This is a genomic window from Massilia sp. KIM (assembly GCF_002007115.1).
Classification (GTDB): Bacteria; Pseudomonadota; Gammaproteobacteria; order Burkholderiales; family Burkholderiaceae_D; genus Telluria.
Genome location: NZ_MVAD01000001.1, coordinates 1,772,725 through 1,785,907, shown reverse-complemented (window position 1 = coordinate 1,785,907; position 13,183 = coordinate 1,772,725). Strand labels below are relative to the sequence as shown.

At 67.4% G+C, this 13,183-nt stretch carries 14 protein-coding genes; 6 read left to right on the top strand and 8 right to left on the bottom strand.

The window, feature by feature from the left end:
• Positions 1 to 70: 70 nt before the first annotated feature.
• Positions 71 to 907 carry an oxidoreductase gene (locus tag B0920_RS07655; RefSeq protein ID WP_078031941.1) on the top strand — a complete coding sequence of 279 codons (837 nt, stop codon included), beginning with the start codon at positions 71 to 73 and terminating at the stop codon, positions 905 to 907.
• A gap of 45 nt (positions 908 to 952) precedes the next feature.
• Here B0920_RS07655 and B0920_RS07650 read toward each other — a convergent pair whose 3' ends face one another.
• The 6 genes from B0920_RS07650 to B0920_RS07625 all read right to left on the bottom strand — a co-directional run bounded on the left by B0920_RS07650 (position 953) and on the right by B0920_RS07625 (position 6,711).
• Positions 953 to 1,576: an Isoquinoline 1-oxidoreductase subunit gene (locus B0920_RS07650; RefSeq protein WP_078031940.1), complete on the bottom strand. Its 624-nt coding sequence runs from the start codon at positions 1,574 to 1,576 to the stop codon at positions 953 to 955.
• Positions 1,573 to 3,735 carry a molybdopterin cofactor-binding domain-containing protein gene (locus B0920_RS07645; RefSeq protein ID WP_078031939.1) on the bottom strand — a complete coding sequence of 721 codons (2,163 nt, stop codon included), beginning with the start codon at positions 3,733 to 3,735 and terminating at the stop codon, positions 1,573 to 1,575. Before B0920_RS07645 ends, B0920_RS07650 begins: the two co-directional genes overlap by 4 nt.
• Positions 3,732 to 4,265 (bottom strand): (2Fe-2S)-binding protein, encoded by a 534-nt coding sequence (locus B0920_RS07640; RefSeq protein ID WP_078031938.1) that lies wholly within the window; start codon positions 4,263 to 4,265, stop codon positions 3,732 to 3,734. The genes B0920_RS07645 and B0920_RS07640 overlap by 4 nt, the downstream gene beginning before the upstream one ends.
• A gap of 515 nt (positions 4,266 to 4,780) precedes the next feature.
• Entirely contained in the window at positions 4,781 to 4,969 is a 189-nt protein-coding gene (locus tag B0920_RS07635; protein WP_078031937.1) for a hypothetical protein, read from the bottom strand.
• 102 nt (positions 4,970 to 5,071) lie between these two features.
• Positions 5,072 to 6,229, bottom strand: a complete 1,158-nt coding sequence (locus tag B0920_RS07630; protein WP_078031936.1) for a pyridoxal phosphate-dependent aminotransferase — start codon at positions 6,227 to 6,229, stop codon at positions 5,072 to 5,074.
• A 26-nt stretch (positions 6,230 to 6,255) separates the two neighbouring features.
• Positions 6,256 to 6,711, bottom strand: coding sequence for a putative toxin-antitoxin system toxin component, PIN family (locus B0920_RS07625; RefSeq protein ID WP_078031935.1), 456 nt, complete (start codon positions 6,709 to 6,711; stop codon positions 6,256 to 6,258).
• A gap of 30 nt (positions 6,712 to 6,741) precedes the next feature.
• Between B0920_RS07625 and yaaA the strand changes: the two genes are divergently transcribed.
• Positions 6,742 to 7,512 carry a peroxide stress protein YaaA gene (gene yaaA, locus B0920_RS07620; RefSeq protein WP_078031934.1) on the top strand — a complete coding sequence of 257 codons (771 nt, stop codon included), beginning with the start codon at positions 6,742 to 6,744 and terminating at the stop codon, positions 7,510 to 7,512.
• Between the two features lie 48 nt (positions 7,513 to 7,560).
• Here the strand turns inward: yaaA and B0920_RS07615 are convergent, their stop codons facing one another.
• Positions 7,561 to 8,400, bottom strand: a complete 840-nt coding sequence (locus tag B0920_RS07615) for an outer membrane protein assembly factor BamD (protein ID WP_078031933.1) — start codon at positions 8,398 to 8,400, stop codon at positions 7,561 to 7,563.
• Positions 8,401 to 8,496: 96 nt separating this feature from the next.
• Here B0920_RS07615 and B0920_RS07610 point away from each other — a divergent pair, with 96 nt between their 5' ends.
• Entirely contained in the window at positions 8,497 to 9,567 is a 1,071-nt protein-coding gene (locus B0920_RS07610; RefSeq protein ID WP_078031932.1) for an RluA family pseudouridine synthase, read from the top strand.
• Positions 9,567 to 10,343, top strand: a complete 777-nt coding sequence (gene pgeF / locus B0920_RS07605; protein WP_078033332.1) for a peptidoglycan editing factor PgeF — start codon at positions 9,567 to 9,569, stop codon at positions 10,341 to 10,343. The genes B0920_RS07610 and pgeF overlap by 1 nt, the downstream gene beginning before the upstream one ends.
• A 24-nt stretch (positions 10,344 to 10,367) precedes the next feature.
• On the opposite strand, the gene B0920_RS07600 is transcribed toward pgeF, so the two are convergent.
• Positions 10,368 to 10,574: a hypothetical protein gene (locus B0920_RS07600; protein ID WP_078031931.1), complete on the bottom strand. Its 207-nt coding sequence runs from the start codon at positions 10,572 to 10,574 to the stop codon at positions 10,368 to 10,370.
• A 50-nt stretch (positions 10,575 to 10,624) separates the two neighbouring features.
• Between B0920_RS07600 and phaC the strand changes: the two genes are divergently transcribed.
• Positions 10,625 to 12,409 (top strand): class I poly(R)-hydroxyalkanoic acid synthase, encoded by a 1,785-nt coding sequence (gene phaC / locus B0920_RS07595; RefSeq protein WP_078031930.1) that lies wholly within the window; start codon positions 10,625 to 10,627, stop codon positions 12,407 to 12,409.
• A 196-nt stretch (positions 12,410 to 12,605) separates the two neighbouring features.
• Positions 12,606 to 13,166 carry a polyhydroxyalkanoate synthesis repressor PhaR gene (phaR, locus tag B0920_RS07590; RefSeq protein WP_078031929.1) on the top strand — a complete coding sequence of 187 codons (561 nt, stop codon included), beginning with the start codon at positions 12,606 to 12,608 and terminating at the stop codon, positions 13,164 to 13,166.
• Positions 13,167 to 13,183 lie beyond the last annotated feature (17 nt).

Genomic DNA, 13,183 nt, shown 5'->3' with positions numbered 1-13,183 from the left:
CTAGCTAGTGTAGCAGGTCTCCGACGCCTACACTTCCTTTCATCAACCACCCACCTGAAAGGAAACGATCATGAAAACCTGGTTCATCACTGGCGCCTCCCGTGGTTTCGGCCTGCTCATCGCCAGGCTCGCGCTGGCGCGCGGCGACAAGGTGGTCGCCACCGCGCGCAAGCCCCAGACTGTCGTCGATGCCATCGGCGCCCACGACAACCTGCTGGCCCTGGCGCTGGACGTGACCGACGAGGCGGCCGCCTTCTCGGCGGCCCAGCAGGCGCTGACCCGCTTCGGCCGCATCGACGTGCTGGTCAACAATGCCGGCTACGGCCTGCTGGGCGCGGTCGAGGAGTCATCGGCCGAGGAAGTGCGCCGCCTGTACGAGACCAATGTGTTCGGCGTGCTGAACGTGACGCGTGCGGTGCTGCCGGCGATGCGCCGCCAGCGCAGCGGCCACGTGATCAACATCTCCTCGATCGGCGGCTACTCGGCCTACTACGGCTGGGGCGTGTACGGCTCGACCAAGTTCGCCGTGGAGGGCATCTCGGAAGCCCTCTCCATGGAACTGGCGCCGCTGGGCGTGCATGTGACGGTGGTGGAGCCGGGCTTCTTCCGGACCGACTTCCTGGATGCCAGCTCGCTGGTGTCGACGGCGGCCCAGATCGATGACTATGCCGAGACCGTGGGTGCGATGCGCAGCTTCGCCGCCGGCGCCAACCACCAGCAGCCGGGCGACCCGGACAAGCTGGCCGCCGCCATGCTGGTGCTGGCCGACGCCGAGAAGCCGCCGGTGCGCCTGCAACTGGGCAGCGATACCGTGGCCCGGGTGCGCGCCAAGAACGAATCGGTCGAGCGCGAACTGCAGGAATGGCTGCCGCTGGCGCTGTCGACCGACCACGCGCAGGCTGCTTGAGGCGGGCGCGCGGCGCGCGCCCCGGCGGTGGGCGCCGCATGGCGCTCAGCGCGGACAATGGGCGCCGGTGTCGATCCAGGCCTGGATCAGCTCTCCGAACAGCTTCTGGGTGCCGGGCGCGGGCTCGCGCCCGGCGTGCGGCCGCCAGGCCCAGCCCACCAGGCTGTCCTTGCCCATGTGCTCGCTGATCTGCTTGAGGTTGCGGCCGCCGTTGCGGGTCGTGTCCTTGAGCTGCTCGCAGATCTCGCCCAGCGACTTGCCCTGCCAGGCCATCGACAGCGGCGCCAGATGCCAGTGCTCGTGGCCGGGGATGGCGCGGAAGGCGGTGCCGGTCGCCTCGACGTTCTTGGCCTGGTGGCAGGACACGCACAGCAGGCCCTGGCGTCCTTTGCCGTCCGGCCCGCCGTGCACGGGCGGGATGTGGGCATGCAGATCCTCGCCCTGGGTCGGCACCTTGCCGTTCGGATGGCAGTTCAGGCAGCGCGGGTGATTGATCACCTTGCCGGCCTCGATGAACAGGGCCTGGGAACGCGCGCGCTGGTCCTGGACGTTCTGGAAGTCCGACGGGGCCTTGAGCGCGGTGCCGGGCGGCGTCACCTGGCTGGGCTGGGCGCCGGCCGGCAGGCAGGCGGCGCAGAAGGCGAGGGAGAGGAGCAGTCTGGTCTTCATGATGCCACCTTGAACAGGGCCGGGTCGAGGGGAAGGGAATAGGCGCGCACGCCGGTGGCGGCGCTGACCGCGTTGGCAACGGCAGCGATCGCGCCCGCCGTGCCCAGTTCGCCGACCCCGCCCGGCTCCTCCTTGCTGGGCATGATGCGCACCGTGATCGGCGGCGCCTCGTGCATGCGCAGCAGCGGATAGGTGTCGAAGTTGGCTTGCTCCACCCGCCCGTTTTTCACCGTGATGCGCTCGTACAGCGCCGACGACAGGCCGAAGGTGACTCCGCCTTCGAGCTGGGCCAGCACGATGTCGGGGTTGATCACCAGGCCGCAGTCCACCGCGCAGGTCACGCGCTCGACCCGGATGTCGCCCTGCGGCGCCACGCTCACCTGCGCCACCATTGCCAGGTAGCTGCCGAAGGCGTCGAACACCGCGATCCCGCGGCCGCTGCGGGCGGGCAGGGGCGAGCCCCAGCCGGCGTCGCGCGCGGCCTGTTCGAGCACCGCGCGGATGCGCGGCGGCGCCTTGCCCATCATGGCGAGGCGGTAGGCCAGCGGGTCGGCCTTGGCGCGCCGGGCCAGCTCCTCGATCGCGCTTTCGACGATGAACACGTTGCGCGTCGGCCCGACACCGCGCCAGTTTCCGGCGTTCATGCCCTTGGGCGCCTCGTGGTGGTTGACGTCGATCAGCATGTTGGGAATGTCGTAGGGCCCGCTGGCGCCGTGGACGATGTCGAGGTCGATCCCGTCCTTGGTGTAGACCGGCAGCCAGCGCGACATGATGTTGGGGCCGACGATGCGGTGGCGCCAGCTCTGCGGCCGGTTCTCGCGGTCGAGCGCCACCGTGATCCGGCTGTGGTTCTGGCCCCGGTAGTAGTCGTGCTGGAATTCCTCGGAGCGGGTCCAGGTCACCTTCACCGGTCCGGCGACCTGCTTGCCGATGCGCGCCGCCTGGGCCACGTAGTCGACCTCGAGCCGGCGCCCGAAACCGCCGCCCAGCAGCTGGTTGTGCACCTTGACCTTGTCGAGCGGCAGTCCGCAGGCTTCGGCCGCCGCCTTCTGCGCGCGCCCGACGACCTGGCTGCCGCACCAGACCTCGCAACTCGCGCTTTGCACGTGGACGGTGCAGCTCAGGGGCTCGATCGCCGCGTGCGCCAGGATCGGCAGGCGGAACACGGCCTCGTAGCGGCTCGCGGCGCCGGCCTCGGCGTTTTGCACGTTGCCCTGACTGGTGAACACTTTGCCGGGCGCGTCGAGCGCGGCGTCGGCGCGGGCCGTCAGGTCGGCGCTGCCGAGGGCCGCGTTCGGCCCCTCGTTCCACGCGACCTTGAGCGCGTTCATTCCCTTGATCGCGGCCCAGGTATGGTCGGCCACCACGGCCACCGCGTCGTCCAGCTTGACCACCTGGCGCACGCCGCGCACCCGCATGGCGGCGCTGTCGTCGACCGATGCCAGGGTGCCGCCGAACACCGGGCTGGCCGCCACCACGGCGTAGCGCATGCGCGGCAGGCGCATGTCGATGCCGAAGCGGGCCTTGCCCTTGACCTTGTCCGGTCCGTCGACGCGCTTGAGCGGTTTGCCGATCAGCTTGTAGCTCCCGATCTGCTTGAGCGGCGGCTCTGCTGGCACCGGCAGGCGGGCGGCGGCCTCGGTCAGCTGGCCGTAGGGCAGGCTGCGGCCACTGGCGCGGTGATGCACCACGCCCTCAGCGCACTCGCAGGCCGACGGGTCCACGCCCCATTGGCGCGCGGCGGCGCCGACCAGCATCATGCGCGCGGCGGCGCTGGCGCTGCGCATCGTCATCCAGCAGCCGCGCAGCGAGCCCGAGCCGCCGGTAATCTGCCCGCCGAACAGCGGGCTGCCGTACAACTTTTCGTCGGCCGGCGCGGCCTCCAGCACGACGCGCGCGGGCGCGACCTCCAGCTCCTCGGCGACCACCATCATCTGCGAGGTGTAGGCGCCCTGGCCCATCTCGACATAGGGCAGGATCACGGTGACCGTGTTGTCGCGGTTGACGCGGACGAAGGCGTTCGGCTGCAGTGCGCCCTTCCGATCGGGGGCGCCGGCAGCCGGCAGGGGCAGGGCGCCGACCAACAGGCCGCCGCCCGCCGTGAGGCTGGCGACCAGCAGGGCGCGCCGCCGCAGGTTGACGTCGGGTGCGGGCCTCATGTCGCCGCTCCTTTGGCGCCCTGGGCCAATTGGCTGGCGGCAAGCTTGATGGCGGCGCGGATGCGGCCGTAGGTGCCGCAGCGGCACAGGTTGCCGGACATGGTGGCGTCGATGTCCTCGTCGCTCGGGTTGGGCGTGGACTGCAGCAGCGAGGCCGCCTGCATCAGCTGGCCGGGCTGGCAGTAGCCGCACTGGGCGACGTCGAGTTCGAGCCAGGCGCGCTGCAGCGCGCGCCCGGTCGGGGTGGCGTCCAGGGCTTCGATGGTGCGCACCTTCGCCTTGCCGACCATCGACACCGGAGTGACGCAGGAGCGGCGCGCCTCGCCGTCCAGGTGGACGGTGCAGGCGCCGCAGAACGCGCCGCCGCAGCCGTATTTTGTGCCCGTCATGCCGAGTTCGTCGCGCAGCACCCAGAGCAGGGGCGTGTCGCCATCGACCCGGGCGCGCTGCGGCTTGCCATTGACGTTGAGGGAGTAACTGGTGGCCCCGCCCTGGCTGGCCGCCGGGGTGGCGCTGTTGGCTTCGCTCATCCTTGCCTCCGAAGAAGGGAAGGTGCATGGGAGCACCCGTCAGAATCTTGCCGAAAGATTATTGATCTGAGCGGAAGCCAGCCGTAGCACTCGCTTGCGGATTTTCGGTAAGGTTTTGCTCACTCCATCTTTAGGGAGATCGCAGCCTGGCGGCATGACGCTCTGAAGCCCGCTGGGGCGCTCCGCTGTTGAGGGATTGGCAGGCGGCGTGGGCTGCGCTACAGCGGGCCCTGGGCCAGGGTGAGTTCGACATAACCGAGCGAGCCGCTGCGCCCGGCGGCGTCGAGCCGCACCGTGGCGGCGAGCGGCTCGCCGGAGCGTCCCTGGAACACCCATTCCTGTCGCAGGGAAGGTTCGCGCGCTCCCGCACGCAACAGCGCCGTGCCTGCCAGATTCAGATCGAGGCTGAGCGCGGGCCGGGCATATTGCAAAAGGCGCAGCAGGGCGACGGCGCGATCGTAAGCCAGGGCGTCAGTGTAGCCTTGCGCAAACAGGTCCGCGGACTCGAAGCGGAGCTAGAGCTGGAACTGTTCGAGCGCCTCGTGGCTCGAAACGACTGTGAAGGATTGCGGCGTGACGCCGTTTCCTGAGGAGGAGAACAGCGGCGCCGGCGTGCTCCGCACGCAGGCATCTTCCTGTAGCGACGAGCACGCCGTGCCGGGGGCCAGGGCCGCGGCCAGGGCCAGCGTCTTCGTCAGCTTCATGCCTGCCATTGCAGTCCCCCGTGAAGTGGTGCCGACGAGTATAGCGCTGCGCAATCGGGAAAGATGCGCGGATACTCACGGGGCGCCGGGCAGCGCTTTCGCCTAGAGCCGCGCCAGCCGGTCGAGGGCGAGCTGCAAGGTTTCGTCCTTCTTGGCGAAGCAGAAGCGCACGATGCCCGATTCCGTCGGTTCGCTGTAGAAAGCCGACACCGGAATCGCCGCCACCTTGGCCTCCACCGTCAGCCACTTCGCGAACTCCGCCTCCGGCAGGTCTGAAATCGCTTCATAGCGCACGCACTGGAAATAGGTGCCGTCGGAGGGCAGCAGGCTGAAGCGGCTGCTGGCCAGCCCCTCGCGGAACAGGTCGCGCTTGCGCTGGTAGAAGGCGGGCAGTTCGAGATAGGGCTGGGCATCCTGCATATAGCCCGCGATCCCGTGCTGCATCGGCGCGTTGACGCTGAACACGTTGTACTGGTGGACCTTGCGGAATTCCTGGGTCAGGGCCGCCGGCGCCGCCACGTAGCCGATCTTCCAGCCGGTCACGTGGTAGGTCTTGCCGAAGCTCGAGACCACGAAGGCACGCTCGGCCAACACCGGGTGGCGCGAGACCGAGGCGTGCGCTTCGCCGTCGTAGACCATGTGCTCGTACACCTCGTCCGAGAGGATCAGGATGTCGGTGTCCACCACGATGGTGGCCAGCGCGTCGAGGTCGGCCTGGCGCAGGATGCTGCCGGTCGGGTTGTGTGGCGTGTTGATGACGATCATGCGCGTGCGCGGGCTGATGGCACTCGTCACCGCATCCCAGGGCACGCTGTAGCCGTCCTCGCCCACGCGCATGCGCACCGGCACCACGACGCCGCCCGCCAGCGTGATCGCCGGCGCATAGCTGTCGTAGGCCGGCTCGATTACGATCACCTCGTCGCCCGGGTGCACGCTGCACTGGATGGCCGTGGTCAGGCCCTGGGTCGCGCCGCTGGTCACGGTGATCTCGGCCGCGCTGTCGTAGCGGTGGCCGTACAAGGCCGCGATCTTGGCGGCGATGGCTTCGCGCAGGGCCGGGACGCCGGTCATGAAGGGGTACTGGTTGTGGCCGGCGCGCATGGCCTCGTCCACCAGGGCGACCAGGCGCGGGTCGCAGTGGAAGTCGGGAAAGCCCTGGCCGAGGTTGACGGCCTGGTGCTGGGCGGCCAGCGCGGACATCTGGGTGAACACGGTCGTGCCCACGTGGGGCAGGCGGGAGACGAGAGCAGGGGTGGTCATGGTCGTAAAGGAAGAACGGTGCGTGCTTATTCTAGCGTGCCGGCAGCGCGGGCCTTGACCCAGGCTTCCGGCAACATGATCTTGAACATGCCTTCGCGCGCGGTGCGCTTGCCGAGCTTCAGCAAGGCCTTGTCCTTGGTCACCAGCACGGCGGCGCCGCTGTCGCGCGCCAGTTCGAGGAATTTCTGGTCGTCGCGGTCGCTGCACACCGGCAGGCGCACGTGCTTCGCATCCGGCGCGACCACCCGCAGCAGGGCGTCGAAGCGGGCCGCGGCTTGCGCGCGCTTGGCCTCGTCCAGCGGCAGGTGTGGGTAGTGCAGCACCGCCAGGTATTCCTCGCGGCAATCCGCGCGGGTCACCGCATCGATCTCGCGCGACTCCAGCGCGGCCAGCAGATCGGCCCAGCGCGGGTCCTCGAACACGAACAGGTCGAGCAGCACATTGGTGTCGATGACGATGGGTTTCGGCAAAGCGGGTATCATGTCGGTCGTTTGTTTCAAGAATTCGTACTCATGCTGATTGTTCTGTCGCCTGCCAAATCCCTCGATCTCGACACCCCGAGCACCACCCCGCAGCACACCACGCCCGATTTCATCGACAGCGCCGCCGAGCTGGTCAAGGTGCTGCGCGGCTACTCGCCGGCCCAGGTCGCCGAGCTGATGGACCTGTCCGACGCGCTCTCGGTGCTCAACGTCACGCGCTATGCCGACTGGCACCCGGACCACAGCAAGGGCCGCCAGGCCATCATGGCCTTCAACGGCGACGTCTACGCCGGCTTCGATGCGCGCAGCCTGGCGCCCGGCGCCCTGTCCTATGCCCAGCGACATGTGCGCATCCTGTCCGGCCTCTACGGCTTGCTGCGCCCGCTGGACCTGATCCATCCCTACCGCCTGGAAATGGGCACCAGGCTGGCGACGGCGCGCGGCAAGGACTTGTATGCGTTCTGGGGCGACACCATCACCGAGGCCCTCAACCGCCAGCTGGACGAGACCGGTTCGACGGCCCTGGTCGACCTGGCCTCGGAAGAGTACTTCAAGTCGGTCAAGCCGAAGAAGCTGGCTGCGCCCGTGATCTATCCGGTGTTCGAGGACTGGAAGAACGGCAAGTACAAGATCATCTCGTTCTTCGCCAAGCGGGCGCGCGGCATGATGGCGCGTTATGCGGCCGAGCACGGCATCACCGATCCGGAACAGCTCAAGGACTTCGATGTCGACGCTTACGCCTTCGAGCCCGCGGCATCGAGCGAACGCGAGTGGGTGTTCCGGCGCCGGATCGAGCAATAGTCGAATCAAGCGCCGCTCAGGCAGGGCGCGGCAGGCCGCGCCGCCCGTTTATTGCACCGCGTCCTTCGGCGAAGGCTTGGCCGTGTTCTTCGACCAGAACTTCCACCACGGCGCGTCGCCGCGCGCGTTCGGGTTGAGGAAGTGGCTGTTCGGGTAGTTCAGGGTCAGCACGCGCTGGGTGTCGTCGCGCAGCACCGGCATGCCCAGCTTGTCGTAGGCGCGCATCATGATGAACAGCGCTTCCTCGCGCGCCGGCGCGTCGGTGTAGTTGGTCACCGCTTCCTGGGCGCGGTTCAGGGCGGCCAGGTAGGCGCCGCGGCGGTAGTAGTAATTCGCCACGTGCACTTCGTACTGGGCCATCGCGTTGATCAGGTAGTTCATGCGCGAGATCGAATCCGGCGCGTACTTGCTGTTCGGGAACTTGTCGACCAGGGCCTTGAAGGCGGCGAAAGCTTCGCGGGTGGCCTTGGGGTCGCGCTCGGTCGGATCCTGCTCGTAGATGAAGCTCAGGAAGCCCAGCTGGTCGTTGAAGTTGATCAGGCCGCGCAGGTAGTACATGTAGTCGACCTGCGGATGGTTCGGGTGCAGCTTGATGAAGCGCTCGACCGCCGCCAGGGCCTCGGCCTGGTCCTGCGCCTTGTAGTGGGCGTAGGCGATCTCCATCTGCGCCTGGGCGGCGTAGGTGCCGAAGGGATAGTTGGATTCGAGGCGCTCGAACAGCTTGATTGCGGCTTCGTAATGCCCGCCGGCCATCTCATCGCGCGCCTCAGCGTATAATTTCTCCGCTGACCAGTTTTTGGTTTCGTCCGTCCGTTCCGGCAAAATACCGCATGCCGACAGGCCGACGAGGGCGCAAGTAGCGACCAATACAGACAATTTTTTTTGCATAGCTTTGTGCAGAAAGTTTTACCGAGATTCAACGAACAGCTGATTATAGCTGATGGGACTGACGTGATATTAACTCCTGCGCCGGATTCGGCGGAAATGCCTCTTGACGCCGATTTGGACGACGACCTGGAGGGTGGCTTCAGCGCCGCCCCCGGCGTCGATCTCTCGCCGATTACCCTGCAACTGAACCCGGAACACTGCGGCCAACGCCTGGACAAGGTCCTCGCCGGCCTGGTGCCGCAGTTTTCGCGCAGCCGCCTGCAACTCTGGTTCGAGGGCGGCCACGTCAAGGTCGACGGCAAGGCGGCGCGCGGCAAGGATACCGCCTACGGCGACGAAACCGTGCTGATCGAGCCCCAGGCGGCGCCGGAAGACACCGCCTTCACGCCCGAGGCGATGGACCTGAACATCGTCCATGAAGACGAGGACATCCTGGTGATCAACAAGCCGGCCGGCCTGGTCGTGCACCCGGGCGCCGGCAACTGGACCGGGACCCTGCTCAACGGCCTGCTGCACCATTGCCCGCAACTGGTGGGCGTGCCGCGCGCCGGCATCGTGCACCGCCTCGACAAGGACACGAGCGGCCTGATGGTGGTGGGCAAGACCCTGGCCGCCCAGACCGATTTGGTGCGCCAGTTGCAGGCGCGCACCGTCAAGCGCGAGTATTTCGCGCTGGTCTGGGGCACGCCGCGCCTGTCCGGCACCATCGATTCGGCCATCGGCCGCGATCCGCGCGACCGGGTCAAGATGGCGGTGCTGGCCAGCCCCTTCGCCAAGCCGGCCATCACCCATTACGAGCGCGTCGCCACTGGCGAGCTCGACCGCCGTCCGGTCAGCCTGGTGCGCTGCCGCCTGGAAACCGGACGCACGCACCAGATCCGCGTCCACATGCAGGCCCTGGGCTTTGCCCTGGTGGGCGACTCCGTCTATGGCAAGCGCCACCTGACCCCGGTCTTCCACCGCCAGGCGCTGCAGGCGCGCCGCCTTGGCCTGATGCATCCGCGCACCGGCCAGCCCTGCGAGTGGACGGTGCCCCTGGCCCTGGACTTCGCCGAGCTGATCGCCCAGGCCGGCATTCCCGAGCCAAGTGACAAGGACCTCGACCAGGACCACGACCACGACCACGATCACGGCCACGACCGGCACGACGATCCGGACGTCGAATGATGGAGCGCTCCGCCCTGGTCTTTCCCGACTGGCCGGACCTGCCGCCCTCGGTCGGCGCCCTGGCCACCAGCCGCGACGGCGGCGTGAGCGGCGGCCCCTATGACGACGGCAAGGGTGGCGGCGGGCTCAACCTCGGCCTGCACGTCGGCGACGATGCGGAGGCGGTGCGCGCCAACCGCGCCCGCCTGCAGGAATGGCTGCCCGGCCGCCCCGCCTGGATTTCCCAGGTGCACGGCGCCGATGTGGTCGACGCCGCCACGGTCGGCCCGGAGCAGCCGGTGCGGGTCGGCGACGCCAGCATCGCCACCTCGCCCGGCGTGGTCAGCGCCATCCTCACCGCCGACTGCCTGCCGGTGCTGTTCGCCGACCTCGGCGGCAAGGTTGTGGGCGCGGCCCATGCCGGCTGGCGCGGCCTGGCCGGCGGCGTGCTCGGCGCCACGCTGGCGGCCATGCGCCAGGCGGGAGCAGGGGAGATCACGGCCTGGCTTGGCCCGGCCATCGGCCCGGACGCCTTCGAGGTCGGGCCCGACGTGCTGGACGCTTTCGTGGCGGCGCTGCCGGGCGAGGCCACGCGCGCTGCCTTCCGGCCCTATCCTGGCCGTCCGGGCAAATACCTTGCGGACATGTCCGCGCTGGCCAGACTGATGCTGGCGCGCGACGGTGTCACCCGCGTCCACGGCGGCGCGCTGTGCACCGCGAGCGCTCCGGAACGCTTCTATTCCTACCGGCGCGACGGGGTCACCGGACGCCAGGCCAGCTTGATTTGGCTCAAGTAGGGCAGGGACCGGAAAGACCGGCCTTCACTGGTCCTTCGGCCTGTCCTGCGCCTGCCTGGCTTCCTTCATGGCGCGCCGCGCGCGCCGCCGCTTGCCGCCGGTGAGGTAAAAAAGAATGGATAAAGGCAGGACACAATAGGCCAGAAAGGTCATAATCCCGGCGGTAAGGGTCGGTTCGGTTGCCGCCATCAGGACGACGACGTAAATCCAGGCGACAGCGACGATCCACATGATTTGTTTCCTTTGGTGATGTACCCCGATTCTAAACAACGGACGCCTACATGAACATGCCTGACCCGCAAGCTTTCGCCACCAACTGGATGTCCCAGTTCGCCGACCCCAGCGCCTGGCAGAACTGGATGATGATGCCGCCCATGACGCCCGCCGCTGGCCAGGCCATGAACGGGGCCGGCGCGAACGCGAACGCGGAAGCGGGAGCGAATCCTCTGGCGGGTGTGCTCAAGGACTTCGGCGCCGGCATCGCTCCGGCCAAGCTGGAGCAACTGCGCGACGACTACCTCAAGAAGATCGGCCAGCTGTGGCACGACTTCATGTCCGGCAAGACCCCGGAACTGCACGACCGCCGCTTCTCGGGCTCGGCCTGGACCGCCAATCCGGTGTCGGCCTTTTCGGCCGCCTCCTACCTGCTCAACAGCGAATTCCTGCTGGCCCTGGCCGATGCGGTCGACGCCGGCCCACGCGAGCGCCAGAAGATCCGCTTCGCGGTGCAGCAGATGGTCGACGCTCTGTCGCCGGCCAATTTCTTTGCAACGAATCCGGAAGCCCAGCAGCACATGCTGGAGACCAAGGGCGAGAGCCTGAGCAAGGGCCTGGCCAATATGCTGGCCGACCTGCAGAAGGGCCGCATCTCCCAGTCCGACGAGCGCGCCTTCGAGGTTGGACGCAACGTCGGCACCACGGCCGGCACGGTGGTCTACGAGAACGAGCTGTTCCAACTGATCCAGTACACCCCGACCACCCCGACCGTGCACAAGCTGCCGCTGGTCATGATCCCGCCTTGCATCAACAAGTTCTACATCCTCGACCTGCAGCCGGAGAACTCCCTGGTGCGCTACGTGGTGGAGCAGGGCAATACCGTGTTCATGGTGTCCTGGCGCAACCCGGATCGCGGCATGGCCGGCGTGACCTGGGACGATTACGTCGAGAAAGGCGCGATCCGCGCGCTCGACGTGGTGGCCGAGATCAGCGGCGAGGACAAGGCCCATGTGTTCGGCTTCTGCGTGGGCGGCACCATCGCCGCCACCGCGCTGGCGGTGCTGGCCGCGCGCGGGCGCCAGCCGGCCGCCAGCCTCTCGCTGCTGACCACCTTGCTCGATTTCAGCGACACCGGCGTGCTCGAGGTCTTCGTCGACGAAGCCCAGGTGGCCTTGCGCGAGCAGACCCTGGGGCATGGCGGCCTGATGCCGGGGCGCGACCTGGCCACCACCTTCTCGGCCCTGCGTCCGAACGACCTGGTGTGGAACTACGTGCAGCAGAACTATCTCAAGGGCAAGGAGCCGCCGGCCTTCGACCTGCTGTACTGGAACGCCGACTCCACCAACCTGCCGGGTCCGATGTTCTGCTGGTACCTGCGCAATACCTATCTCGAGAACAAGCTGCGGGTGCCGGGCGCGCTTACCGTCTGCGGCGTGCCGGTCGACCTGGGCGCGATCGAGGCCCCGACCTTCATCTACGGCTCCAAGGAAGACCACATCGTGCCCTGGAGCGCGGCCTTCGCCTCGATGAACCTGCTCAATCCCAAGAACGCCAAGGCCAACCGCTTCGTGCTGGGCGCGTCCGGCCACATCGCCGGCGTGATCAACCCGGCCTCGAAGAACAAGCGCAGCTACTGGGTTAACGACAAGAACGGCCGCGCGCGTCCCCGGACTGCCGAGGCCTGGTTCGAGGGCGCCGAGGAGCGCAAGGGCAGCTGGTGGCCGGAATGGGCAAAGTTCCTGGCCCAGCATGGCGGCGACCAGGTACCGGCCCCGACCAGCCCGGGCAACAGCCGCTACGTGGCGCTGGAACCGGCGCCGGGCCGCTACGTGAAGGCCAGGGCCGATTGAGCGGCCTCCTGCGTTCATGGTGCGGCGTGTTGACAGAGAATTTACATAAGTGATAATTCTAATAATTGCTGCACCTGCGTTGATTGCGTGGTATGGTTAGCCTTGCTCGTCCCTCCGGGCAATCCCCGGAGCCGACCAGGGCTATGGACACCAAACACATGCGTGGCGACCTGCCGCGCAACCTATGGAACTTGAGATGAGTAGTGCAAAGAAGAGTGCTGAACGCCTGATCAAGAAATACCCGAACCGTCGTCTCTACGACACCCAGACCAGCTCCTACATCACGCTGTCGGACGTGAAGCAACTGGTGCTGGACGCCGACGAGTTCACCGTGGTCGACGCGAAGACGAACGAAGACCTGACCCGCAGCATCCTCTTGCAGATCATCCTGGAAGAAGAAGCCAACGGCATCCCCATGTTCTCGAGTTCCGTGCTGGCCCAAATCATCCGCTACTACGGCCACGCGATGCAGGGCATGATGGGCTCCTACCTGGAAAAGAACGTCCAGGCCTTCACCGACATCCAGAACAAGTTCACCAACGCGGCGGCCGGCGGCGCCTTCGAGGGCAAGCCCTTCAGCCCGGAGATGTGGACCCAGTTCATGAACGTCCAGGGCCCGATGATGCAGGGCATGATGAACAACTACATCGACCAGAGCAAGAACCTGTTCCTGCAGATGCAGGAACAGATGCAAAACCAGAGCAAGGCCATGTTCGGCGCCTTCCCCTTCCCAGGGATGCCGGTCGACAAGAAGTAAATCGTCGTCCGTGCACG

Bases quoted from the DNA above. Each gene is read 5' to 3' on its own strand.
- B0920_RS07655 (WP_078031941.1), top strand. From the start codon at position 71: ATGAAAACCTGGTTCATCACTGGCGCCTCCCGTGGTTTCGGCCTGCTC.
- B0920_RS07615 (WP_078031933.1), bottom strand. From the start codon at position 8,400: ATGCAAAAAAAATTGTCTGTATTGGTCGCTACTTGCGCCCTCGTCGGC.
- B0920_RS07645 (WP_078031939.1), bottom strand. From the start codon at position 3,735: ATGAGGCCCGCACCCGACGTCAACCTGCGGCGGCGCGCCCTGCTGGTC.
- yaaA (WP_078031934.1), top strand. From the start codon at position 6,742: ATGCTGATTGTTCTGTCGCCTGCCAAATCCCTCGATCTCGACACCCCG.
- pgeF (WP_078033332.1), top strand. From the start codon at position 9,567: ATGGAGCGCTCCGCCCTGGTCTTTCCCGACTGGCCGGACCTGCCGCCC.
- B0920_RS07635 (WP_078031937.1), bottom strand. From the start codon at position 4,969: ATGAAGCTGACGAAGACGCTGGCCCTGGCCGCGGCCCTGGCCCCCGGC.
- phaR (WP_078031929.1), top strand. From the start codon at position 12,606: ATGAGTAGTGCAAAGAAGAGTGCTGAACGCCTGATCAAGAAATACCCG.
- phaC (WP_078031930.1), top strand. From the start codon at position 10,625: ATGAACATGCCTGACCCGCAAGCTTTCGCCACCAACTGGATGTCCCAG.
- B0920_RS07600 (WP_078031931.1), bottom strand. From the start codon at position 10,574: ATGTGGATCGTCGCTGTCGCCTGGATTTACGTCGTCGTCCTGATGGCG.
- B0920_RS07640 (WP_078031938.1), bottom strand. From the start codon at position 4,265: ATGAGCGAAGCCAACAGCGCCACCCCGGCGGCCAGCCAGGGCGGGGCC.
- B0920_RS07610 (WP_078031932.1), top strand. From the start codon at position 8,497: ATGCCTCTTGACGCCGATTTGGACGACGACCTGGAGGGTGGCTTCAGC.
- B0920_RS07625 (WP_078031935.1), bottom strand. From the start codon at position 6,711: ATGATACCCGCTTTGCCGAAACCCATCGTCATCGACACCAATGTGCTG.
- B0920_RS07650 (WP_078031940.1), bottom strand. From the start codon at position 1,576: ATGAAGACCAGACTGCTCCTCTCCCTCGCCTTCTGCGCCGCCTGCCTG.
- B0920_RS07630 (WP_078031936.1), bottom strand. From the start codon at position 6,229: ATGACCACCCCTGCTCTCGTCTCCCGCCTGCCCCACGTGGGCACGACC.